Source organism: Streptomyces sp. NPDC048483 (genome assembly GCF_040651455.1).
Lineage (GTDB): Bacteria > Actinomycetota > Actinomycetes > Streptomycetales > Streptomycetaceae > Streptomyces.
Window position 1 is genome coordinate 44,977 of sequence record NZ_JBEZJZ010000017.1, and the last position, 22,869, is coordinate 67,845.

20 protein-coding genes and 1 tRNA gene are annotated in these 22,869 nt (G+C 70.6%); 19 read left to right on the top strand and 2 right to left on the bottom strand.

Annotated features, from left to right (window positions below; translation table 11 throughout):
• Window positions 1–33: 33 nt before the first annotated feature.
• The 3 genes from AB0D04_RS12010 to AB0D04_RS12020 all read left to right on the top strand — a co-directional run bounded on the left by AB0D04_RS12010 (window position 34) and on the right by AB0D04_RS12020 (window position 2,651).
• On the top strand, window positions 34–1,692 hold the full coding sequence (locus AB0D04_RS12010; RefSeq protein ID WP_362702060.1) for an ABC-F family ATP-binding cassette domain-containing protein: 1,659 nt from the start codon (window positions 34–36) through the stop codon (window positions 1,690–1,692).
• Window positions 1,693–1,781: 89 nt separating this feature from the next.
• Window positions 1,782–1,855, top strand: a tRNA-Met gene (locus AB0D04_RS12015).
• Between the two features lie 304 nt (window positions 1,856–2,159).
• Window positions 2,160–2,651, top strand: a complete 492-nt coding sequence (locus tag AB0D04_RS12020) for an ATP-binding protein (RefSeq protein ID WP_362702062.1) — start codon at window positions 2,160–2,162, stop codon at window positions 2,649–2,651.
• Here the strand turns inward: AB0D04_RS12020 and idi are convergent.
• Window positions 2,626–3,237 (bottom strand): isopentenyl-diphosphate Delta-isomerase, encoded by a 612-nt coding sequence (gene idi / locus AB0D04_RS12025; protein ID WP_362702063.1) that lies wholly within the window; start codon window positions 3,235–3,237, stop codon window positions 2,626–2,628. The genes AB0D04_RS12020 and idi overlap by 26 nt on opposite strands.
• A 500-nt stretch (window positions 3,238–3,737) precedes the next feature.
• Window positions 3,738–3,938: a hypothetical protein gene (locus AB0D04_RS12030; RefSeq protein ID WP_362702064.1), complete on the bottom strand. Its 201-nt coding sequence runs from the start codon at window positions 3,936–3,938 to the stop codon at window positions 3,738–3,740.
• Here AB0D04_RS12030 and AB0D04_RS12035 point away from each other — a divergent pair.
• The 16 genes from AB0D04_RS12035 to AB0D04_RS12110 all read left to right on the top strand — a co-directional run bounded on the left by AB0D04_RS12035 (window position 3,879) and on the right by AB0D04_RS12110 (window position 22,861).
• The gene (locus AB0D04_RS12035; protein WP_362702166.1) at window positions 3,879–5,567 is read left to right on the top strand and encodes a DUF5941 domain-containing protein; all 1,689 of its coding nucleotides are present in this window, start codon (window positions 3,879–3,881) and stop codon (window positions 5,565–5,567) included. The genes AB0D04_RS12030 and AB0D04_RS12035 overlap by 60 nt on opposite strands.
• Window positions 5,564–6,301, top strand: coding sequence for a phosphocholine cytidylyltransferase family protein (locus tag AB0D04_RS12040; RefSeq protein ID WP_362702065.1), 738 nt, complete (start codon window positions 5,564–5,566; stop codon window positions 6,299–6,301). The genes AB0D04_RS12035 and AB0D04_RS12040 overlap by 4 nt, the downstream gene beginning before the upstream one ends.
• Entirely contained in the window at window positions 6,289–7,350 is a 1,062-nt protein-coding gene (locus AB0D04_RS12045; protein WP_362702067.1) for an iron-containing alcohol dehydrogenase family protein, read from the top strand. Before AB0D04_RS12040 ends, AB0D04_RS12045 begins: the two co-directional genes overlap by 13 nt.
• Entirely contained in the window at window positions 7,328–8,107 is a 780-nt protein-coding gene (locus AB0D04_RS12050; RefSeq protein ID WP_362702069.1) for a CDP-alcohol phosphatidyltransferase family protein, read from the top strand. The genes AB0D04_RS12045 and AB0D04_RS12050 overlap by 23 nt, the downstream gene beginning before the upstream one ends.
• Before the next feature lie 14 nt (window positions 8,108–8,121).
• Entirely contained in the window at window positions 8,122–8,994 is an 873-nt protein-coding gene (locus AB0D04_RS12055; protein ID WP_362702168.1) for a glycosyltransferase, read from the top strand.
• A 78-nt stretch (window positions 8,995–9,072) separates the two neighbouring features.
• Entirely contained in the window at window positions 9,073–10,002 is a 930-nt protein-coding gene (locus AB0D04_RS12060) for an ABC transporter permease (RefSeq protein WP_362702071.1), read from the top strand.
• The gene (locus tag AB0D04_RS12065; protein WP_362702073.1) at window positions 9,995–10,780 is read left to right on the top strand and encodes an ABC transporter ATP-binding protein; all 786 of its coding nucleotides are present in this window, start codon (window positions 9,995–9,997) and stop codon (window positions 10,778–10,780) included. Before AB0D04_RS12060 ends, AB0D04_RS12065 begins: the two co-directional genes overlap by 8 nt.
• Before the next feature lie 483 nt (window positions 10,781–11,263).
• Entirely contained in the window at window positions 11,264–12,130 is an 867-nt protein-coding gene (hpnC, locus tag AB0D04_RS12070; protein WP_362702170.1) for a squalene synthase HpnC, read from the top strand.
• Window positions 12,127–13,080 (top strand): presqualene diphosphate synthase HpnD, encoded by a 954-nt coding sequence (gene hpnD, locus AB0D04_RS12075; RefSeq protein WP_362702074.1) that lies wholly within the window; start codon window positions 12,127–12,129, stop codon window positions 13,078–13,080. The genes hpnC and hpnD overlap by 4 nt, the downstream gene beginning before the upstream one ends.
• A gap of 61 nt (window positions 13,081–13,141) precedes the next feature.
• The gene (gene hpnE, locus AB0D04_RS12080; protein WP_362702075.1) at window positions 13,142–14,575 is read left to right on the top strand and encodes a hydroxysqualene dehydroxylase HpnE; all 1,434 of its coding nucleotides are present in this window, start codon (window positions 13,142–13,144) and stop codon (window positions 14,573–14,575) included.
• Between the two features lie 53 nt (window positions 14,576–14,628).
• Window positions 14,629–15,693, top strand: a complete 1,065-nt coding sequence (locus AB0D04_RS12085) for a polyprenyl synthetase family protein (RefSeq protein WP_362702077.1) — start codon at window positions 14,629–14,631, stop codon at window positions 15,691–15,693.
• Window positions 15,694–15,799: 106 nt separating this feature from the next.
• A complete protein-coding gene (shc, locus tag AB0D04_RS12090; protein WP_362702078.1) occupies window positions 15,800–17,776 on the top strand; it encodes a squalene--hopene cyclase in 1,977 nt (658 codons plus the stop codon).
• On the top strand, window positions 17,776–18,432 hold the full coding sequence (locus AB0D04_RS12095) for a 1-hydroxy-2-methyl-2-butenyl 4-diphosphate reductase (protein ID WP_362702080.1): 657 nt from the start codon (window positions 17,776–17,778) through the stop codon (window positions 18,430–18,432). The genes shc and AB0D04_RS12095 overlap by 1 nt, the downstream gene beginning before the upstream one ends.
• 5 nt (window positions 18,433–18,437) lie before the next feature.
• Entirely contained in the window at window positions 18,438–19,463 is a 1,026-nt protein-coding gene (gene hpnH, locus AB0D04_RS12100; RefSeq protein WP_362702082.1) for an adenosyl-hopene transferase HpnH, read from the top strand.
• Window positions 19,464–19,580: 117 nt separating this feature from the next.
• Window positions 19,581–21,482 carry a 1-deoxy-D-xylulose-5-phosphate synthase gene (gene dxs, locus AB0D04_RS12105; RefSeq protein ID WP_362702084.1) on the top strand — a complete coding sequence of 634 codons (1,902 nt, stop codon included), beginning with the start codon at window positions 19,581–19,583 and terminating at the stop codon, window positions 21,480–21,482.
• Window positions 21,479–22,861, top strand: a complete 1,383-nt coding sequence (locus tag AB0D04_RS12110; RefSeq protein WP_362702085.1) for an aspartate aminotransferase family protein — start codon at window positions 21,479–21,481, stop codon at window positions 22,859–22,861. Before dxs ends, AB0D04_RS12110 begins: the two co-directional genes overlap by 4 nt.
• The last annotated feature ends 8 nt before the right edge of the window (window positions 22,862–22,869 follow it).

Sequence of the window (22,869 nt, forward strand, 5' to 3'; positions counted from 1 at the left end):
CCGAGGGTACGCCCGGATACGATCGGCGGTCTGATGTCAGCAACTCTTGTCGCCAAAGACCTCGCCGCCGGCCACGGCGAGCGCGTCCTGTTCTCCGGCCTCGATCTGGTCGTCGCCCCCGGCGATGTGATCGGCCTCGTCGGCGCCAACGGCGCGGGCAAGTCCACGCTGCTGCGCCTGCTGGCCGGCCTGGACACCCCGGAGGAGGGCAAGCTCGCCCTCAGCCCGCCCACCGCCACCGTCGGCCATCTCCCGCAGGAGCCCGACCGCCGCCCCGGAGAATCCGTACGGCACTTCCTCGCCCGCCGCACCGGCGTCGCCGAGGCCCAGCGCACCCTGGACGCCACCACCCAGGCCCTGGTCGAGGAGCGGCCCGGCGCGGACGACGCGTACGCCGTCGCCCTCGAGCGCTGGCTCGCGCTGGGCGCCGCCGACCTCGACGACCGCGCCGAGGAGACCGCCGCCCAGCTCGGCCTCACGGTCAGCCTCGACCAGCCGATGACCTCCCTCTCCGGTGGCCAGGCCGCCCGCGCCTCGCTCGCCTCGCTGCTGCTCTCCCGCTACGACATCTTCCTGCTGGACGAGCCCACCAACGACCTCGATCTGGACGGTCTGCGGAGGCTGGAGTCCTTTGTCACCGGGCTGCGCGCGGGCACGGTCCTGGTCAGCCACGACCGCGAGTTCCTGACCCGTACGGTCAGCCGCGTCGTCGAGCTCGACCTCGCCCAGCAGCAGGTCAACACCTACGGCGGCGGCTACGCCTCCTACCTGGAGGAGCGCGAGCGGGCCCGGCGGCACGCCCGCGAGGAGTACGAGGAGTACGCCGATACCAGGGCCTCCCTGGAGACCCGCGCGCACACCCAGCGCAACTGGATGGAGAAGGGCGTCAAGAACGCCCGCCGCAAGGCCCCGGACAACGACAAGATCGGCCGCAAGGCGCGCGTGGAGGCCACCGAGAAGCAGGCCGCCAAGGCCAAGCAGACCCAGCGGCTGATCGAGCGGCTCGATGTCGTCGAGGAGCCGCGCAAGGAGTGGGAGCTGCGGATGGAGATCGCCGCGGCGCCCCGGGCCGGCGCCGTGGTGGCCACCCTCCGTGGCGCCGAGGTCCGCCGCGGCGACTTCCGCTTCGGCCCGGTGGACCTGCAGATCGACTGGGCGGACCGGGTCGCCATCACCGGCCCCAACGGCTCCGGCAAGTCCACCCTCCTCGCCGCACTCCTCGGCCGTCTCGCGCTGGACGAGGGGCACGCCGCGCTGGGCCCCGGCGTGGTGGTCGGCGAGATCGACCAGGCGCGCGGCGCCCTGTTCGGTGCACAGGGCCTGGGCGACGAACCGCTCATGGACGCCTTCCGCGCCTGCGTACCGGACCTCTCGCCCGCCGATGTCCGGACCCTGCTGGCGAAGTTCGGCCTGAAGGCGGCGCATGTGCTGCGCCCCGCCCGTACCCTCTCGCCGGGCGAGCGGACCCGCGCCGCGCTGGCCCTCCTGCAAGGCCGCGGGGTCAACCTCCTCGTCCTCGACGAGCCCACCAACCACCTCGACCTCCCGGCCATCGAACAGCTGGAGTCGGCGCTCGCCTCGTACCCGGGCACGCTGCTGCTGGTCACGCACGACCGGCGGATGCTGGACGCGGTCCACACCACGCGTCGCATCGCGGTGGACGCCGGCCGGATCACCAGCCACGCGGTGTGAGCGGGACGGGCACGTTTCGCGCCTCCGCCCGGCCCTCGAACAATCGATTTGGTCCTGCGTCGGTCACCCCGTACTGTGGTGTTCACCGACGCGGGGTGGAGCAGCTCGGTAGCTCGCTGGGCTCATAACCCAGAGGTCGCAGGTTCAAATCCTGTCCCCGCTACTCATAAAGACAGCAGGCCCGGTGCTCAGGCACCGGGCCTGCTGACGTAGGGTGACCCGCCCGTGCCCCTGATACGGGAACGTGGCCGGATCCGGCTCCCGTACCGAGCCGTAACCCCCGACGGTCATGGCGTGGACCGTTCGGTGGCCTTCCGCGGCAGTCCGTAAAGACGGAATAAAGGGAACAGGAGCGGTCGTCAGATCGATCGGGGCGCACCAAAACAGCCAAAAGGCGTCGATAGGCGCTGACTTGTGTTCAGGGGGTCGGTCCGGACCAACACATTCTCAACACTCTTCCTGTGAGGATGCCTTCCGGACCCCCCGCAGAACCCCCCGAGGAGCTGACCTCCCCGCTCGTCTACGAAGGCGCCTGGCGGTTCACCGCCCCGGCGCTGGAGTCGTCGGTGCCGCAGGCGCGCCACGCGGTACGGGATCTGCTCGACGAACAGCGAGTGCCGGTCGCCGCCGACATCGTGGACGCTCTGCTGCTGATCGTCTCCGAACTTGTCACCAACGCCGTTCAGCACGCCGCCCTGCTCTCGCCCGAGATCGCCGTACAGCTCACCATCGGGGCGAACTGGCTGCGCGTCGCGGTCGAGGACAACCACCCCTACCGCCCCAAGGCACTGGAGGCGGACGAGGGTGATGTCGGCGGCCGCGGGCTGTGGCTGGTCAAGGTGCTGACCGCGGAGGCGGGCGGCAAATGCGATGTCGAGCACATCGTGAACGGCGGCAAGGCCATCTGGGCCGAGCTGCCGCTCATCCCGCTCGCTACCAGCCCGCCGCCTGCCCGGTGAGCTCGCGGACGGCCGGGCGCGCCGCGTCCAGCACGGTCATGAACCACGCGGAGAACGGCACCTGGGCATGCTGCTCGGCCAGTTCCTGCGGCGTCACGAACGCGATCTCGCCGATCTCGTCGGGATCGGGCGCGGGCTCGGCCCGCACCAGCCCGACGAACAGGTGGTTGTACTCCTGCTCCACCAGGCCGGAGGCCGGATCGGGGTGGTTGTAGCGCACCGTGCCGGCCTCGGCCAGCAGCGTGGGCGCCAGCCCCAGCTCCTCGGCGGTCCGCCGGGCCGCGGCCGCGAACGGTGTCTCGCCGGGGTACGGGTGCCCGCAGCAGGTGTTGGACCACACACCGGGGGAGTGGTACTTCGACAGTGCCCGGCGCTGGAGCAGCAGTCGGCCCTTCTCGTCGAAAAGGAAGACCGAAAACGCCCGGTGCAGCTGCCCAGGAGGCTGATGGGCGGCGAGTTTCTCCGCGGTGCCGATCGTCTTGCCGTCCTCGTCGACCAGCTCCAGCAAGATCGGTTCGGCGGCGCCGTCCGCGATGCTCGCCGCCGGGATCCCGGCAGTCTGTCCATTGGCAGGTGTGATCGGCATGCCCATCCTTGTCGTCGGTCTTCGACGCCAAGTCTGCCCCACCCGCATGCACATCAGGCGCAGAGCGGGCCCAGGTGGTGCACGGTGCCGCGGTGATTTGTCGGGGGCCGAAACTGTGTCCGAATGCAAAACCGGGGGCGCGCGACACTCACGGGCCATCGGGGCGGTCGGCCGTGAGCGGGGCCACACCGGGCGCATGGTCCTCGCCACACCTGCCCCCGGCACAACTCGCACCACCCGTGACCAGCCCGCTCATAACGGCACCGGATCGAGCACCTGGTCAGGACGGCAGTTGTTCATGGAGCATCCGATCCACCATGATGATCGCGGCAGGCGCAGCCGTCGGTCACTCGATCGTGCGGTGAATGCGCGGTGAACGGCCGCATCCGGCGATCCGATAGCCTCTGCCGACGTGCCACCCGGCCCCCAGGGGTGCCAGGTGTGCCACGCCCGCTGCCCGGGTAGTTCGTATCGAATGCGGACCGACCGGCGCTGCCTTGTCAGCATCCAAGGAGTGAGTTCGTCTGTCGACCGCCATCCTCACCGGTCCGCCGGTCGCCGGGTCGCCGCTCGAAGCCGACCTGCGCACGCTGGGCTTCGACGTCCGTACGGCGAACGATGCCGCGGCCGCCGCCGAGCTGATCGCCGCCGCGCCCGCCCAGGAGCGGGTCGCCGTCGTCGACCCCCGCTTCGTCGGACATCCGCACGCCCTGCGGCTGGCGCTGACCGACCCGCGGTTCCCGGCCGCCGCCGTGCCGGGAGCGCTCACCGCGCAGCCCGAGGCGCGCGCCGCGCTGGTCCGCGCGACCGGCAAGATCCCGGTCGGCGCCGGCACCGCCCACCTCACCGACGTCCTGACCGACACCCTCACCGAGTCCCTGGACCGTGAGGACATCGGCCTGCACCGCGTCGAGCTGGGCAGCCTGGTCGCCACCGTCGCGCTCACTCCGGCGCAGCGCGAGGACGCCAAGGAAGCCGTTGCCGCGGTGGACGACGAGGCCGTACGGCTGCGGACCGCCGTGAAGTCCCGCGACGGGTTCTTCACCACGTACTGCATCAGCCCCTACTCCCGCTACCTCGCCCGCTGGTGCGCGCGGCGCGGCCTCACCCCCAACCAGGTCACCACCGCGTCCCTGCTCACCGCGCTGATCGCGGCGGGCTGCGCGGCCACCGGAAGCCGCGGCGGCTTCATCGCCGCCGGGCTCCTGCTCCTCTTCTCCTTCGTCCTGGACTGCACCGACGGGCAGCTCGCCCGCTACTCGCTCCAGTACTCGACGATGGGTGCCTGGCTGGACGCCACCTTCGACCGGGCCAAGGAATACGCGTACTACGCGGGCCTCGCCCTGGGCGCGGCCCGCGGCGGGGACGACGTCTGGGCGCTGGCGCTCGGCGCGATGGTGCTGCAGACCTGCCGCCATGTCGTCGACTTCTCCTTCAACGAGGCGAACCACGACGCGGCCGCGAACACCAGCCCCACCGCCGCGCTCTCCGACAAGCTCGACAGCGTCGGCTGGACGGTCTGGGTGCGCCGGATGATCGTGCTGCCCATCGGCGAGCGATGGGCCATGATCGCCGTACTGACGGCGCTGACCACCCCGCGCATCGTCTTCTACGCCCTGCTCATCGGCTGCGCCCTGGCCGCCTCCTACACCACGGCGGGCCGGGTGCTGCGCTCGCTGACCCGGCGGGCCCGGCGCACCGACCGCGCCGCGCAGGCACTGGCCGACCTCGCCGACTCCGGACCGCTGGCCGAGCTGATCGCCGGCGGCGCCCGTGGCCGCGGGCGGACCGGTTCCTACCTCGCGCCGGCTATGGCGTTTCTCTCGGCCGCGGTGCTGCTGATCTGGGTGATCTTCGAGGACGACCCCTCCTCCTGGCTCACCGTCGGCGTCGCCGTCTGCTCCGCGCTGCTGGCCGGCGCGGCCGTGTCCCGCCCACTCAAGGGCGCCCTCGACTGGCTGGTGCCGCCCTTCTTCCGGGCCGGCGAATACACCACGATCCTGGTCCTGGCGGCCCGGTCGGACGTCCCCGGAGCGCTGCCCGCGGCGTTCGGGCTGGTTGCGGCCGTCGCCTACCATCACTACGACACCGTCTACCGCATCCGCGGTGGCACCGGGGCCCCGCCGCGGTGGCTGGTCCGGGCAACCGGCGGCCACGAAGGACGCGTCCTCGCAGTGACCGTCCTGGCCGCAGGGCTGTCCCCCTCAGGTTTCACAATCGCGCTCACGGCACTTGCCGTGGTCCTGGCGCTGCTGGTGCTCGTCGAGAGCATCCGCTTCTGGGTCTCTTCCGGAGCACCCGCCGTACACGATGAAGGAGAACCCGCATGATCGGCCTCGTGCTGGCCGCCGGCGCCGGACGGCGTCTGCGCCCCTACACCGACACCCTGCCCAAGGCTCTGGTGCCGGTCGATGGTGACACCACCATCCTCGACCTGACCCTCGGCAACTTCGCCGAGATCGGTCTGACCGAGGTCGCGATCATCGTCGGCTACAAGAAGGAAGCCGTCTACGAGCGCAAGGCGGCCCTGGAGGCGAAGTACGGCCTCAAGCTGACCCTCATCGACAACGACAAGGCCGAGGAGTGGAACAACGCCTACTCCCTGTGGTGCGGCCGTGACGCCATCAAGCACGATGTGATCCTCGCCAACGGTGACACCGTGCACCCGGTCTCCGTCGAGCGGACCCTGCTTGCCGCCCGCGGCAACGGCCAGAAGATCATCCTCGCCCTCGACACGGTCAAGCAGCTGGCCGACGAGGAGATGAAGGTCATCGTGGACCCCGAGAAGGGCGTCCAGCGCATCACCAAGCTGATGGACCCGGCCGAGGCCACCGGCGAGTACATCGGTGTCACCCTCATCGAGGGCTCGGCCGCCGAGGAGCTCGCCGACGCGCTGAAGACCACCTTCGAGCGGGACCCCGACCTCTACTACGAGGACGGCTACCAGGAGCTCGTCAACCGCGGCTTCAAGGTGGACGTGGCCCCGATCGGCGACGTCAAGTGGGTCGAGATCGACAACCACGAGGACCTCGCGAAGGGCCGTGAGATCGCATGCCAGTACTGACCCGCCTCATTCCGTCCCCGGTCGTCGTCGACATCAACGCCGGCGCCCTGGACGACCTGGCGGGCCTGCTGGCCGATCAGCGCATCTCCGCGTCCGGCAAGCTCGCCATCGCGATCAGCGGCGGCTCGGGTGCACGGCTGCGCGAGCGGCTGTCGCCCGCGCTGCCGGGCGCCGAGTGGTACGAGGTCGGCGGCGGCACCCTGGACGAGGCGATCAAGCTCGCCGACGCCATGAAGAAGGGGCACTACGACGCGGTCGTGGGCCTCGGCGGCGGCAAGATCATCGACTGCGCCAAGTTCGCCGCGGCGCGGATCGGCCTGCCGCTGGTCGCCGTCGCGACGAACCTGTCGCACGACGGCCTGTGCTCGCCGGTCGCCACCCTGGACAACGACGCGGGCCGTGGCTCGTACGGTGTGCCGAACCCGATCGCCGTGGTGATCGACCTCGACATCATCCGTGAGGCCCCGGTCCGGTTCGTCCGCTCCGGCATCGGCGATGCGATCTCCAACATCTCCGCGGTCGCGGACTGGGAGCTCTCCCACCGCGAGACCGGAGAGGCGATCGACGGGCTGGCCGCCGCCATGGCGCGCCAGGCCGGCGAGGCCGTGCTGCGGCACCCCGGAGGCGTCGGCGACGACGCCTTCCTCCAGGTGCTCGCCGAGGGCCTCGTCCTGACCGGCATCTCGATGTCGGTGGCCGGCGACAGCCGCCCGGCGTCCGGCGCTTGCCACGAGATCAACCACGCGCTCGACATCCTCTACCCCAAGCGCGCCGCGAGCCATGGCGAGCAGTGCGGCCTCGCCGCCGCCTTCGCCACGCATCTGCGCGGGGACAAGGAGATGTGCCGGCTGATGGTCGAGGTGCTGCGCCGGCACGGCCTGCCGGTCACGCCCGGCGAGATCGGCTTCACCGACGAGGAATTCGTCGCGGCCGTCGAGTACGCGCCGAAGACCCGCCCAGGGCGCTACACCATCCTGGAGCACCTGGACCTGTCCACCGACCAGATCAGGGACGCTTACGCCGACTATGCAGAAGCCATCGGTAGCTGAGCTCCGCCCGGTCGTTCACCCCCCGGGGGTGAAGGACCGGCGGAGCGGCGAGCACTGGGCCGGCCGGCTCTACATGCGCGAGATCTCCTTGCGCATCGACCGGCACCTGGTGAACACCCGGGTCACGCCCAACCAGCTGACCTACCTGATGACCGTCTTCGGCGTCCTCGCCGCCCCGGCACTGCTGGTGCCGGGGATCGCGGGCGCCGTGCTCGGCGTGCTGATGGTGCAGCTCTACCTGCTGCTCGACTGTGTCGACGGCGAGGTCGCCCGCTGGAAGAAGCAGTTCTCGCTCGGCGGGGTGTACCTGGACCGGGTCGGCGCCTACCTGTGCGACGCCGCGGTCCTGGTCGGCTTCGGCTTGCGCGCCGCCGATCTGTGGGGCTCCGGGCGGATCGACTGGCTGTGGGCCTTCCTCGGCACCCTCGCCGCCCTCGGCGCCATCCTGATCAAGGCCGAGACCGACCTCGTCGGTGTCGCACGTCACCAGGGCGGTCTGCCGCCGGTCAAGGAAGCGGCGTCCGAGCCGCGCTCGTCCGGCATGGCGCTGGCCCGCAAGGCCGCCGCGGCGCTGAAGTTCCACCGGCTCGTCCTCGGAGTCGAGGCGTCCCTGCTGATCCTGGGCCTGGCGGTCCTGGACACGATCAGGGACGACCTGTTCTTCTCCCGCCTGGGCGTCGCCGTGCTCGCCGGCATCGCGCTCGTCCAGACCCTGCTCCACCTCGTGTCCATCCTCGCCTCCAGCAGGCTCAAGTGACGGGGGCGTCCCAGATGCGCGTCGGTGCGGTTGTTCTCACGATGGGCAACCGCCCCGACGAGCTGCGCGCGCTGCTGGACTCGGTCGCCAAGCAGGACGGCGAGCGGGTCGAGGTCGTCGTCGTCGGCAACGGTTCGCCGCTGCCCGAGCTCCCCGAGGGCGTCCGGACCGTCGAGCTGCCGGAGAACCTCGGCATCCCGGCGGGCCGTAACGTCGGCATAGAGGCGTTCGGGCCCGGCGGCAGCGAGGTCGACATCCTGCTCTTCCTCGATGACGACGGGCTGCTGGCCAGGGAGGACACCGCCGAGCTGTGCCGGCAGGCGTTCGCCGAGGACCCCGAGCTCGGCATCATCAGCTTCCGGATCGCCGACCCGGACACCGGCGAGACCCAGCGCCGGCACGTGCCGCGGCTGCGTGCCTCCGACCCGATGCGCTCCTCGCGCGTCACCACCTTCCTCGGCGGCGCCAATGCCGTCCGTACGAAGGTCTTCCAGGAGATCGGCGGGCTGCCCGACGACTTCTTCTACGCGCACGAGGAGACGGACCTGGCCTGGCGGGCACTCAACGCAGGGTGGCTGATCGACTACCGCGCGGACATGCTGCTGCTGCACCCGACCATGGCCCCCAGCAGGCACGCGGTCTACCACCGGATGGTGGCCCGTAACCGTGTGTGGCTGGCCCGCCGCAACCTGCCTGCCGTGCTGGTTCCGGTCTATCTCGGTGTCTGGTTCCTGCTCACCCTGGCCCGCCGTCCCTCCTGGCCCGCGCTGCGGGTCTGGCTGGCCGGCTTCAAGGAGGGCTGGACGACACCGTGCGGTGACAGGCGCCCCATGAAGTGGGCTACCGTTTGGCGACTGACCCGACTGGGCCGCCCTCCCGTCATCTGAGAAGCTCGTATCCAAGAGCATCAGGCGCGATGCGGGGCGTGACCCCGGCAGCGCACATTGAGGACGAAAGTGTCAACTGTGAGCGAGACAACGCACGACAGTGCGGTCGCCATGAGTGCCCCGCCAGCTTCCGACGAAGGGCTCACTGCGGCCCAGCGGGCCCAGAAGTACGGGCTCTCGCAGAGTGGGGCCCGCCCCAGCCTGCCGCAGTACGTCCAGGAGCTGTGGGACCGGCGGCATTTCATCTCCGCCTTCGCCAGCGCCAAGCTGACCGCTCAGTACAGCCAGGCGAAGCTGGGCCAGGTCTGGCAGGTGGCGACGCCGCTGCTGAACGCCCTCGTCTACTTCTTGATCTTCGGCATGATCCTGAAGGCCGACCGGGGTATGACCAAGGAGATCTACATCCCGTTCCTGGTCACGGGCGTCTTCGTCTTCACCTTCACGCAGAGCTCGGTGATGGCGGGTGTCCGCGCCATCTCGGGCAATCTCGGCCTGGTGCGCGCGCTGCACTTCCCGCGGGCCTCGCTGCCGATCTCGTTCTCGCTGCAGCAGCTCCAGCAGCTGCTGTTCTCGATGATTGTGCTGTTCGTCGTCGCGATCGGCTTCGGGAGCTATCCGCGCCTGTCCTGGCTGCTGATCATCCCGGCGCTCGCCCTGCAGTTCCTGTTCAACACGGGCCTCGCAATGATCATGGCCAGGCTGGGCAGCAAGACCCCCGACCTCGCACAGCTGATGCCGTTCGTCATGCGGACGTGGATGTACGCATCCGGCGTGATGTTCTCGATCCGGGCGATGCTTGCGGAGAGCCCCCCATGGGTCGCCGACGTCCTGCAGCTGAATCCCGCCGCCGTCTACATGGATCTGATGCGCTTCGCGCTCATCGGCGGCTACGACCGCGACAACCTCCCGCACCACGTCTGGGCGATCGCGCTCGGCTGGGCGGTGCTCGTCGCCGTCGGCGGCTTCGTCTACTTCTGGAAGGCTGAGGAGCGTTACGGCCGTGGCTGACGACACCAACCCCCAAGAGGGGCACATCCCCACCGTCATCGCCGACGAGCTGCACATCGTCTACCGCGTCAACGGCGCGAAGACGGGCAAGGGCAGCGCCACCGCCGCCCTGAGCCGCATCGTCAAGCGCGGCCAGGAGCGCGGCGTACGCAAGGTGCACGCGGTCAAGGGCGTCTCCTTCACCGCGTACCGGGGCGAGGCGATCGGTCTGATCGGCTCCAACGGCTCCGGCAAGTCCACGCTGCTGCGCGCCATCGCGGGCCTGCTCCCCGCCGAGAAGGGCAAGGTCTACACCAATGGCCAGCCCTCCCTGCTCGGCGTCAACGCGGCCCTGATGAACGACCTGACCGGTGAGCGCAACGTCATCCTCGGCGGGCTCGCCATGGGCATGAGCCGCGAGCAGATCAAGGAGCGCTACCAGGAGATCGTCGACTTCTCCGGCATCAACGAGAAGGGCGACTTCATCTCGCTGCCGATGCGCACCTACTCCTCCGGTATGGCGGCCCGGCTGCGGTTCTCCATCGCGGCGGCCAAGGACCACGACGTCCTGATGATCGACGAGGCGCTGGCCACCGGTGACCGCAAGTTCCAGAAGCGGTCCGAGGCCCGCATCCGCGAGCTGCGCAAGGAGGCCGGCACGGTCTTCCTGGTCAGCCACAACAACAAGTCGATCCGGGACACCTGTGACCGGGTGCTGTGGCTGGAGCGCGGTGAGCTCCTGATGGACGGTCCGACGGACGAAGTGATCAAGGCATACGAGAAGGAGACGGGCAAATAGCCCCGCCCCCTTGACCCAGCCCGTTCCCGAAGGCCTCCGCGAGTCCGGCTCGCGGGGGTCTTCGAGCGCTGCGGTGAGCGTTAACGGATGGTCAACTCATCCGGGGGCGGGAACAGTTGGATCGTTGCCGATGGTGTCCGGATCGCTGCCCGAGGCTTCGGTACCCCCTCGTACGCGGGCGAGATGTACGGCGTAAGCTGTACGGGTACTGAACAGCGCAAGTGGTATAAGTCGGGCAATGCTCACCTGAGCGGGCGAAGGAAGGCTCGTTCGGGGCGCGCCGTGACCTGCGGCGTGTCCGAAATGGGATGCTTTGGCTTGGCGGTGTAGAACGGGAGACGTGACGGCAATGGGTACTGGTTCGCTCCGGCTCCGAAATGCGCCGGGCAGCCCGCGGTGAGTGAAGGGGAGGCGTCGACGCGCACCGTCATCCATCGGCGGGCGAGAATCACCGGCGGGCCGGCCGCCGCACAGACGCGCACCGTGCTCGACAAGGCCGCACACGAGAACTTCCCGGTGGCGCCGTTCTTCCTGCCCCGTGCCTGGCGGAGTGACCTGATGGCCGTCTACGGCTTCGCCCGGCTCGTCGACGACATCGGCGACGGCGATCTCGCACCCGGCGGCGGTGATGCCGCACTCCTCGGACTGGACCGCGCGCAGACCGAGGACCGCACCGCAATGCTGGACGCCCTCGAGGCGGACCTGCACCGCGTCTTCAGCGACCGCGCCCCCGGCCCCCGGCACCCCCTGATGCGCCGCCTCGGCCCGACCGTCCGCCGCTGCGCGCTGACCCCCGAGCCTTTCCTCGGTCTGATCGAGGCCAACCGCCAGGACCAGGTGGTCTCCCGCTACGGCACCTACGACGACCTGCTCGCCTACTGCGAGCTGTCCGCCAACCCCGTCGGCCGGCTCGTCCTCGGCATCACCGGCACCGCGAGCCCGCAGCGCATCCGTCACTCCGACCGGATCTGTACCGCCCTGCAGATCGTCGAGCACCTCCAGGACGTGGCCGAGGACCTCGGCCGTGACCGCATCTACCTCCCCGGCGAGGACCTGAAACGCTTCGGTGTCACCGAAGCCGATCTCGCTGCTCGAAGTGGGGGCGCATCGGTGCGCGCACTCATTGCCTACGAGGCGGAACGCGCCCGTGACCTGCTGGATGAAGGCATCCCGCTGCTGGGTAGCGTCCACGGCAGACTCAAGCTGCTGCTGGCCGGCTTCGTTGCCGGCGGACGCGCCGCACTCCAGGCGGTCGCGGCCGCCGACCACGACGTACTCCCTGGACCGCCCAAGCCGACCAAGCTCAGCCTGCTGCGCGAGGTGGGGGCGGCATTGCGAAGAGAGGGGTGAGCCGGACCGTGGAGGCAACCGCACACGCGTCCGCGCCGGTGCTCGCTGCATATCGCTACTGCGAGGCCGTCACCGGGCAGCAGGCACGCAACTTCGCTTATGGCATCCGGCTCCTGCCGACCGACAAGCGGCAGGCCATGTCGGCGCTCTACGCCTTCTCGCGCCGGGTCGACGACATCGGGGACGGCAGCCTGGAGACCGCCGCCAAACAACAGCGACTGGAGGACACCCGGGCGCTGCTGGCCCGTATCAAGGACGGCCGGATCGACGAGGACGACACCGACCCGGTGGCCGTCGCGCTCGCCGACGCCGCCCGGCGCTTCCCCGTCCCGCTCGACGGGCTTGACGAGCTGATCGACGGTGTGCTGGCGGATGTGCGCGGCGAGACCTACGAGACCTGGGACGACCTGAAGGTCTACTGCCGCTGCGTCGCCGGGGCCATCGGCCGGCTCTCGCTCGGGGTGTTCGGCACGGTGCCCGGCGCGCAGGACGCCGAGCACGCCTCCGAGTACGCCGATACGCTCGGCCTCGCCCTCCAACTGACCAATATTCTCCGGGACGTTCGCGAGGACGCGGACAACGGCCGGACGTATCTCCCCGCCGACGACCTCGCCAAGTTCGGCTGCTCGGGCGGGTTCCACGGCCCGTTCCCGCCGCCCGGCTCCGACTTCGCCGGCCTGGTGCACTTCGAGGTCAAGCGCGCCCGCGCGCTGTTCGCCGACGGCTTCCGGCTGCTGCCGATGCTCGACCGGCGCAGCGGCGCCTGTGTGGCCGCGATGGCCGGCATCTACCACCGCCTGCTGTCGCGGATCGCCGCCGACCCCGAGGCGGTGCTGCGCGGCCGGGTCTCGCTGCCCGGCCGGGAGAAGGCATTTGTCGCGGTCCGCGGGCTGTCCGGCCTCGACGCGCGCGCGATCGGCCGCCGCGAATCCGTCAGGAGGCGCGGATGAGCCGCCGGGCAACCCTCCCCGGGACACCTGCGTCCCTTTCAGCGGTACGGGGGGAGATCACATGACATCGGCAGCCAGGCCGTCCGGCCGTCCCGAGGGGGCGGCCGCCGTGGTCATCGGCGGCGGTCTCGCGGGCACCACGGCGGCGCTCGCGCTGGCCGACGCGGGCCTGCGGGTCACCCTCGTCGAGGGCCGGCCCCGGCTCGGCGGACTGGTCTTCTCCTTCCGCCGCGACAGCGCCGCCGGCGCGCTGACGGTCGACAACGGCCAGCACGTCTACCTGCGCTGCTGCACCGCGTACAGCGCTTTTCTGGAGCGCATCGGCGCCACGCATCTGGCGCCTCTCCAGGACCGCATGGACGTCCCCGTCCTGGACGCCGACCGGATGCGGCTCGGCCGGCTGCGCCGCACCGCCCTGCCCGTACCGCTGCACCTGGCGAAGAGCCTGGCGGTCTATCCGCACCTCTCGCCCGCCGAGCGCGCCGGAGTCGTCCGCGCCACCCTCGCCCTCAAGGGCCTGGACCCGGCCGATCCCGCCCTGGACGGCGTGGACTTCGGTAGCTGGCTGCGCCGCAACGGCCAGACCTCCCGCGCCGTCGAGGCGCTGTGGGATCTGGTCGGCATCGCCACCCTCAACGCCACCGCCGGCGACGCGTCTCTGGGCCTGGCCGCCAAGGTCTTCAAGACCGGCCTGCTCTCCGCGCCCGGCGCCGGCGACATCGGCTGGGCGCGGGTGCCGCTCGGCGACGTCCACGACACCCTCGCCCGTACGGCCCTGGAGAAGGCCGGCGTCCGGATCGCGCTGCGTACCCGCGCCGAGGCCGTCTCCCGTACGGACGACGGCTGGCAGGTCGCGGTGGCGAACGGCCCGCACGGCCGCGAGCGGCTCGCCGCGGACACCGTCGTCCTCGCCGTACCGCAGCGCGAGACGCACGGCCTGCTGCCCGACGGCGCGCTGGCCGACCGGGACCGGCTGCTGGACATCGGCACGGCGCCGATCCTCAATCTCCATGTCGTCTACGACCGCAAGGTGCTGCGCCGCCCCTTCTTCGCCGCGCTCGGCTCCCCGGTGCAGTGGGTCTTCGACCGCACGGACGCCTCGGGGCTCGCCGGCCTTCCCGAAGGGGCCGGCAGCCAGTATCTGGCCGTCTCGCAGTCCGCCGCGCAGGAGGAGATCGACGATCCGGTCGCCAAGCTGCGGGCACGCTATCTGCCCGAGCTGGAGCGGCTGCTGCCCGCCGCCCGGGGCGCCCGGGTCCGCGACTTCTTCGTCACCCGCGAGCGCACCGCGACGTTCGCGCCCACACCGGGCGTCGGCAGGCTCCGCCCCGCCGCCCGCACCCAAGCTTCCGGCCTGTACGTGGCCGGTGCGTGGACCGCCACCGGGTGGCCCGCGACCATGGAAAGCGCTGTTCGCAGCGGCACGGCCGCCGCTCGCGAGGCACTCAACGAACTCGGCTTCCCCCAGGGCCAGTTGCCTCAGGAGGCGGCATGACTACGAGTACGAGCGCTCGCACGAGCACGAGCATCGGAAACAGAGGAGAAACCGTGCATCCGGCTTCCCCAGCTATCGACACCGAGAGCGTCACCGCGCTGCTGGAGCGCGGGCGGACACTCGCCACTCCCGTGCTGCGTGCCGCCGTGGACCGGCTCGCTTCTCCCATGGACACCGTTGCCGCCTACCACTTCGGCTGGATCGACGCCGAAGGCCGCCCCTCGACGGGCGACAGCGGCAAGGCGGTACGGCCCGCCCTCGCCCTGCTGTCGGCCGAGGCCGCGGGCGTCGCCCCCGAGGTCGGCATCCCCGGCGCGGTCGCCGTCGAGCTGGTGCACAACTTCTCGCTGCTGCACGACGACCTGATGGACGGCGACGAACAGCGCCGCCACCGCGACACGGTCTGGAAGGTGCACGGCCCCGCACAGGCGATCCTCGTCGGCGACGCGCTGTTCGCCCTCGCCAACGAAATACTGCTGGAGCTGGGCACCGTCGAGGCCGGCCGGGCGACCCGCCGGCTGACCATTGCCACCCGCAAGCTGATCGACGGTCAGGCCCAGGACATCTCCTACGAGCACCGCGAGCGGGTCACCGTCGAGGAGTGCCTGGAGATGGAGGGCAACAAGACCGGCGCGCTGCTGGCCTGCGCGGTCTCCATCGGGGCGGTCCTCGGCGGCGCCGACGACCGCACGGCCGACGTCCTGGAGAAGTACGGCTACCACCTCGGCCTCGCTTTCCAGGCGGTCGACGACCTGCTCGGCATCTGGGGCGACCCGGAGGCCACCGGCAAGCAGACCTGGAGCGATCTGCGCCAGCGCAAGAAGTCGCTGCCGGTTGTCGCCGCGCTGGCCGCGGGCGGCGAGGCCTCCGAGCGGCTCGCCCGGATCCTGGCCGCCGACGCCAAGAAGACCGAGACCGAGATCGCCGACTTCACCGAGGAGGAGTTCGCCTCCCGGGCGGCCCTCATCGAGGAGGCCGGCGGCCGCGAGTGGACCTCCCAGGAGGCCCGCCGCCAGCACGCCACCGCCATCGCCGCGCTGGACGAGGTCGACATGCCGGAAAAGATCCGCGCGCAGCTGGTCGCGCTCGCGGACTTCGTCGTCGTACGGGAGAGATGATCACCATCGATACGCACTAGTTCGCAGTCGCCGGCCGGTGCCTGCCGGGCGCCGGCCGACGGAATCCCTGAACACGCATTGACAGTTCACTGCAGAAGGGGAAGCCATGACAGCGACGACCGACGGAAGCACCGGGGCGCTGCCGCCCCGGGCCCCTTCGGCCAGCGATGCCACCGCTGAGAAGACCGACACCACCGCCGCCCGGCGCGCCACCGCCCGCGCCACCGATCATCTGCTCGCCCTCCAGGATCCCGCCGGCTGGTGGAAGGGCGACCTCGAGACCAACGTCACGATGGACTCCGAGGATCTGCTGCTCCGTCAGTTCCTGGGCGTGCCGGACCCCGAGCTCACCGAGGCGGCCGCCCGCTACATCCGCGGCGAGCAGCGCGAGGACGGCACCTGGGCCACCTTCTACGGCGGCCCCGGCGAACTCTCCACCACCATCGAGGCCTATGTGGCCCTGCGCCTCGCCGGGGACGCCCCGGACGCGGCGCACATGGCCAGGGCCGCCGCCTGGATCCGCGAACACGGCGGAATCGCCGCCGCCCGGGTCTTCACCCGCATCTGGCTGGCCCTCTTCGGCTGGTGGAAGTGGGACGACCTCCCCGAACTCCCCCCGGAGCTCATCTACTTCCCCAAGTGGGTCCCGCTCAACATCTACGACTTCGGCTGCTGGGCGCGGCAGACCATAGTGGCCCTGACCATCGTCTCGGCCAAGCGCCCGGTCCGCCCGGCGCCGTTCGCCCTCGACGAGCTGCACACCGATCCGCGGCGCCCCAGCCCGCCGCGCCCGCTCGCCCCCGTCACCAGCTGGGACGGCATCTTCCAGCGTCTGGACAAGGCGCTGCACGTCTACCACAAGGTCGCCCCGCGCAGGCTGCGCCGGGCCGCGATGCGCTCCGCCGCCCGCTGGATCATCGAGCGGCAGGAGAACGACGGGTGCTGGGGCGGTATCCAGCCCCCCGCCGTCTACTCCCTCATCGCCCTGCACCTGTTGGGCTACGACCTCGACCACCCGGTGCTGCGCAGCGGCCTGGCATCGCTGGACCGTTTCACCGTATGGCGCGAGGACGGCGCCCGGATGATCGAGGCCTGCCAGTCCCCGGTCTGGGACACCTGCCTGGCCACCATCGCGCTCGCCGACGCCGGGCTGCCCGCCGACCACCCGCAGCTGATCAAGGCCGCCGACTGGATGCTCGACGAACAGATCGACCGGCCCGGCGACTGGTCGGTGCGCAGGCCCCAACTCACCTCCGGGGGCTGGGCGTTCGAGTTCGAGAACGACAACTACCCGGACATCGACGACACCGCCGAGGTGGTGCTTGCGCTGCGCCGGGTCGAGCATCCCGACCATCAGCGGGTGGATGCCGCGGTGCGCCGCGCGGTGCGCTGGAACCTCGGGATGCAGTCCAAGAACGGCGCATGGGCCGCCTTCGACGCGGACAACACCAGCCGTTTCCCCAACCGCCTGCCGTTCTGCGACTTCGGGGAGGTCATCGACCCGCCGTCGGCCGATGTCACCGCGCATGTCGTCGAGATGCTCGCCGATGTCGGCCGTACGCACGACCCGCGCACCCGCCGCGGCATCGACTGGCTGCTGGCCGAACAGGAGCCCAGCGGCGCCTGGTTCGGGCGCTGGGGCACCAACTACGTCTACGGCACCGGCTCCGTGCTGCCCGCGCTGGCCGCGGCCGGCATCCCCGCCTCGCACCCCGCCGTCCGACGGGCCGTCAGCTGGCTGGCCCGGGTGCAGAACGACGACGGTGGCTGGGGCGAGGACCAGCGGTCCTACCGGGACACGGCATGGGCCGGGCGCGGCGCCTCGACCGCCTCGCAGACCGGCTGGGCGCTGATGGCGCTGCTCGCGGCCGGGGAGCGGGAGAGCGAGACGGTGCGGCGCGGGGTGCGCCATCTGATCGACACCCAGCGCGAGGACGGCTCCTGGGACGAGCCGTACTTCACCGGCACGGGCTTCCCCTGGGACTTCTCCATCAACTACCACCTCTACCGGCAGGTCTTCCCGCTGACGGCCCTGGGCCGCTATGTCCACAGCGGACCGGCCGACGCGCCGTTGGGGGACTGATGCCGAGACCGGCCCCCGCAGACGCGGCACCGCCGTTGCTGATCGCCTGTGCGCTCGGCATCGAGCGGTTCGCGCTGCGGGGCGGTGGCGGCGGTGGCACGCGCCCGCCGGTGGTCACCCTCCGTACGGGCATGGGCCCCCAGGCAGCCGAACGCGCCCTGGAACAGGCGCTGCGCGAGGGCGCCGCCACCGCGCGTTCACCGGTTGTGGCCAGCGGTTTCTGCGCCGGGCTCGCCCCCGGGATGCGGCCCGGGGACGTGGTGGTCGCCGAGGCCACCCGCGACCACCGCCCCGATGCCCGGGACACCGTCTGCCGCGACAACGGCCCTCTTCTCCAGGCCCTGCGCGAGCGCGGGCTGACCGTGCACACCGGTCTGCTGCGCGGCTCGGACCACGTCGTACGCGGCGCGGAGCGGGCCGCGCTGCATGCCGCGGGGGCAGTGGCGGTGGATATGGAATCCGCGGCCACACTGCGCGCCGCACAGCGCGCCGGAACGCGTCCGGTTGCGGCCGTCCGGGTGGTCGTGGACGCTCCAGAACATGAACTCGTACGCATCGGCACGGTACGCGGTGGAATATCGGCCTTCCGTGTGCTGCGCTGCATTCTTCCTGTTTTTTTCGAATGGCACCGTTCTTTGCTGCTCCCCAGGAGGTGAGCCAGATGGCCATGCCGCTTCGCCAGACCATCCGGGTCGGGACCTATCTTTTTGAACAGAAAGTGCTGCGGCGGCGCGAGAAGTTTCCGCTGATCGTTGAGCTGGAGCCGCTCTTCGCCTGCAATCTGAAATGCGAGGGCTGCGGGAAGATCCAGCATCCGGCGGGCATTCTCAAGCAGCGGATGCCGGTGGCCCAGGCGGTCGGCGCGGTCCTGGAGTCCGGCGCTCCGATGGTCTCCATTGCCGGTGGCGAGCCCTTGATGCACCCGCAGATCGACGAAATCGTCCGGCAGCTGGTGGCCAAGCGGAAGTATGTCTTCCTGTGCACCAACGCGATGCTGCTACGCAAGAAGATGGACAGTTTCACACCCTCGCCGTACTTCGCGTTCGCGGTCCACATCGACGGGATGCGGGAACGCCACGACGAATCCGTCGCGAAGGAAGGCGTATTCGACGAGGCGGTGGCGGCGATCAAGGAAGCCAAGCGGCGCGGCTTCCGGGTCACCACCAACTCCACCTTCTTCAACACCGACACCCCGCAGACCATCATCGAGGTCCTCAACTTCCTCAATGACGACCTCCAGGTCGACGAAATGATGCTGTCGCCCGCCTACGCCTATGAAAAGGCCCCCGACCAGGAGCACTTCCTCGGCGTCGAGCAGACCCGCGAGCTGTTCAAAAAGGCCTTCGCCGGCGGCAACCGCCGCCGCTGGCGGCTCAACCACAGCCCGCTCTTCCTCGACTTCCTCGAAGGCAAGGCGGACTTCCCCTGCACGGCCTGGGCGATCCCCAACTACTCGCTCTTCGGCTGGCAGCGGCCCTGCTACCTGATGAGCGACGGCTACGTCCCCACCTACCGGGAGCTCATCGACGACACCGACTGGAGCAAGTACGGCCGGGGCAAGGACCCGCGCTGCGCCAACTGCATGGCGCACTGCGGCTATGAGCCCACCGCCGTCCTGGCCACCATGGGTTCGCTGAAGGAGTCGCTGCGGGCCGCCAGGGAGACCGTCGGCGGGAACCGCGGGTGACCGACGAGCGGTGAGTCCGCGACCTCGGGGGAGCACCGGGGGAGCGCTGCCCGGCGCTCCCGGCGCTCCCGGCGCCCCCGACGTCACCGTCAGCCGAACCCATGGAGGGGACCGAGCATGACCCTGCTGGAGCACATCCGCGAGCCGCGTGATCTCAAGGCGCTGCCCGAAGAACGGATGGACGAACTCGCCGAGGAAATCAGGGAGTTCCTCGTCCAGGCCGTCGCCCGCACCGGCGGCCACCTGGGACCCAACCTCGGCGTGGTCGAGCTGACCATCGCCCTGCACCGGGTCTTCGACTCGCCCACCGACCGCATCCTGTGGGACACCGGCCATCAGTCCTACGTCCACAAACTTTTGACGGGGCGCCAGGACTTTTCCAAGCTACGGGCCAAGGGCGGCCTGTCCGGCTATCCGTCGCGCGCCGAGTCGCCGCACGACATCATCGAGAACAGCCACGCCTCCACCGCCCTGGCCTGGGCCGACGGCCTCGCCAAGGCCAACCAGGTCCGCGGCAGGGACGACCATGTCGTCGCGGTCATCGGTGACGGCGCGCTGACCGGCGGGATGGCCTGGGAGGCGCTCAACAACATCGCCGCCGCCAAGGACCGCCCGCTGATCATCGTCGTCAACGACAACGGGCGCTCCGACGCCCCGACCGTAGGCGGCCTCGCGAGCCACCTCAACACCTTCCGTACCACCGAGGGCTACGAGAAGTTCCTCGCCTGGGGCAAGGACGTCCTCCAGCGCACCCCGGTCGTCGGCCGGTCGCTCTATGAATCGCTGCACGGCGCGAAGAAGGGCTTCAAGGACACCTTCGCACCGCAGGGCATGTTCGAGGACCTGGGCCTGAAGTACATCGGGCCGATCGACGGGCACGACATCGAAGCCGTCGAGTCCGCGCTGCGCCGTGCCGCCGGATTCCACGGCCCGGTGCTGGTGCACTGCCTGACGGAAAGGGGCCGTGGCCACCAGCCCGCCCTGGAGGACGACGCGGAACACTTCCACACCGTCGGCGTGATGGACCCGCTGACCTGCGCGCCCGTCACCCCGGTCGCCGCCCCCTCCTGGACGTCCGTCTTCGGCGACGAAATGGTACGCATCGGCGCCGAGCGCGAGGACGTCGTCGCCCTTACGGCGGCCATGCTGCAGCCGCTCGGGCTGGACAGGTTCGCCCGCGCCTACCCGGACCGGGTCTGGGACGTGGGTATCGCCGAACAGCACGCCGCGGTCTCGGCGGCCGGGCTGGCCACCGGCGGCCTGCACCCGGTCTTCGCCGTCCACGCCACCTTTCTCAACCGCGCCTTCGACCAGGTCCTGATGGACGTCGCACTGCACAGGTGCGGTGTCACCTTCGTCCTCGACCGGGCCGGCATCACCGGCACCGACGGCGCCTCGCACCACGGCATGTGGGACCTGTCGATGCTGGGCGTCGTGCCAGGCCTGCGGATCGCCGCACCGCGCGACGCCGACCAGCTCCGTGCCGAACTGCGCGAAGCCCTGGACGTGGCCGATGCACCGACCGTCATCCGCTATCCCAAGGAGACGGTGGGCGACCCGGTCCCGGCCGTGGCGCGGATCGGCGGCGTCGACGTACTGCACCGCACGCCGCAGCCGGACGTCCTGCTGGTCGCGGTCGGCGTGATGGCGCCGGTGTGCCTGCGGGTCGCCGAACTCCTTGCGGCACGCGGTGTCGACGCGACGGTCGTCGATCCGCGCTGGGTCAAGCCCGTCGACCCCGCCCTTGCGCCACTCGCCGCGCAGCACGCCCTGGTGGCCGTCGTCGAGGACAACTGCCGTACCGGGGGCGTGGGTTCGGCGATCGACCAGGCGCTGAGGGACGCCGACGTGGACGTACCGCTGCGGTCATTCGGCATCCCCGAGCAGTTCCTGGGCCACGCCAGGCGCGGCGAGCTGCTGGCCGACCTCGGGCTCACCCCGGCCGAGATCGCCGGCCGGATCAGCGCCGTACTGTCCCGCAGGAACGCCGCGTCGGCCCGGAAGGAGGACATCTCATGACCGGATTCGACCTGGCCGAGCTGCTCGCCGAGCGCGGCGGCGAGCGCTACGAACTGCACGCCCGCCACCTCAACCACCAGCTCCCGCGGATGCTGCACACCATCGGCTTCGACAAGGTCTACGAGCGGGGCGAGGGCGCCTACTTCTGGGACGCGGACGGCCAGGACTACCTCGACATGCTGGCCGGATTCGGCGTGATGGGCCTGGGCAGACACCATCCCGTCGTACGCAGGGCACTGCACGACGTCCTCGACGCCGGCCTCCCCGACCTCACCCGCTTCGACTGCCAGCCGCTGCCCGGCCTGCTCGCCGAGAAACTGCTGACCTACGCGCCCCACCTGGACCGCGTCTTCTTCGGCAACAGCGGCACCGAAGCCGTCGAGACCGCCCTGAAATTCGCCCGCTACGCCACCGGCAAGCCCCGCATCCTCTACTGCACCCACGCCTTCCACGGCCTGACCACCGGCTCGCTCTCCATCAACGGCGAGGACGGCTTCCGCGACGGCTTCGCCCCGCTGCTGCCGGACACCGCCATCGAGATGGGCGATCTGGCCGCGCTGGAGAGGGAGGTGAAATGCGGCGACGTCGCGGCCTTCGTCGTCGAGCCGATCCAGGGCAAGGGAGTCCACCCCACGCCACCCGGATTCCTGCGCGCCGCCCAGGAGTTGCTGCACCGGCACAAGGCCCTGCTGATCGCCGACGAGGTCCAGACCGGCCTCGGCCGCACCGGCGACTTCTTCGCCTACCAGCACGAGGACGGCGTCGAACCGGACCTGGTCTGTGTGGCCAAGGCGCTCTCCGGAGGCTATGTTCCGGTCGGCGCGACGCTCGGCAAGGACTGGATCTTCAAGAAGGTCTACTCGTCCATGGACCGGGTCCTCGTCCACTCCGCCAGCTTCGGCTCCAATGCCCAGGCCATGGCGGCCGGCCTCGCGGTGCTCGCGGTGATGGAGGACGAACAGATCGTCGCCCGCGCCCGGCAGACCGGCGATCTGCTGCGCAACCGCCTCTCCGCACTGATCGGCAGCTACGAGCTGCTGCACGACGTCCGTGGCCGCGGCCTGATGGTCGGTATCGAGTTCGGCAGGCCCAAGTCCCTTGCGCTGCGGGGTCGTTGGCGGATGCTGCAGACGGCCCGCAAGGGGCTGTTCGCGCAGCTGGTCGTGGCGCCGCTGCTCCAGCGCCACCGGATCCTCACCCAGGTCTCCGGCGACCATCTGGAGGTCATCAAGCTGATCCCGCCGCTGATCATCGGCGAGCGGGAAGTGGACCGGTTCGTCGAGGCGTTCACGGCCGTCATGGACGACGCCCACAACGGCGGCGGCCTGATGTGGGACTTCGGGCGGACGCTGATGAAGAGCGCCCTGCAGGCGAAGTAGGCGCCGGC

Bases quoted from the DNA above. Each gene is read 5' to 3' on its own strand.
- hpnE (WP_362702075.1), top strand. From the start codon at position 13,142: ATGACATCGGCAGCCAGGCCGTCCGGCCGTCCCGAGGGGGCGGCCGCC.
- AB0D04_RS12020 (WP_362702062.1), top strand. From the start codon at position 2,160: ATGCCTTCCGGACCCCCCGCAGAACCCCCCGAGGAGCTGACCTCCCCG.
- AB0D04_RS12030 (WP_362702064.1), bottom strand. From the start codon at position 3,938: ATGTCCGACGAAGCGGGGGTCGACGACGGCGACCCGCTCCTGGGCGGG.
- AB0D04_RS12040 (WP_362702065.1), top strand. From the start codon at position 5,564: ATGATCGGCCTCGTGCTGGCCGCCGGCGCCGGACGGCGTCTGCGCCCC.
- AB0D04_RS12010 (WP_362702060.1), top strand. From the start codon at position 34: ATGTCAGCAACTCTTGTCGCCAAAGACCTCGCCGCCGGCCACGGCGAG.
- shc (WP_362702078.1), top strand. From the start codon at position 15,800: ATGACAGCGACGACCGACGGAAGCACCGGGGCGCTGCCGCCCCGGGCC.
- AB0D04_RS12095 (WP_362702080.1), top strand. From the start codon at position 17,776: ATGCCGAGACCGGCCCCCGCAGACGCGGCACCGCCGTTGCTGATCGCC.
- AB0D04_RS12055 (WP_362702168.1), top strand. From the start codon at position 8,122: ATGCGCGTCGGTGCGGTTGTTCTCACGATGGGCAACCGCCCCGACGAG.
- AB0D04_RS12110 (WP_362702085.1), top strand. From the start codon at position 21,479: ATGACCGGATTCGACCTGGCCGAGCTGCTCGCCGAGCGCGGCGGCGAG.
- AB0D04_RS12050 (WP_362702069.1), top strand. From the start codon at position 7,328: ATGCAGAAGCCATCGGTAGCTGAGCTCCGCCCGGTCGTTCACCCCCCG.
- AB0D04_RS12045 (WP_362702067.1), top strand. From the start codon at position 6,289: ATGCCAGTACTGACCCGCCTCATTCCGTCCCCGGTCGTCGTCGACATC.
- hpnH (WP_362702082.1), top strand. From the start codon at position 18,438: ATGGCCATGCCGCTTCGCCAGACCATCCGGGTCGGGACCTATCTTTTT.
- idi (WP_362702063.1), bottom strand. From the start codon at position 3,237: ATGCCGATCACACCTGCCAATGGACAGACTGCCGGGATCCCGGCGGCG.
- dxs (WP_362702084.1), top strand. From the start codon at position 19,581: ATGACCCTGCTGGAGCACATCCGCGAGCCGCGTGATCTCAAGGCGCTG.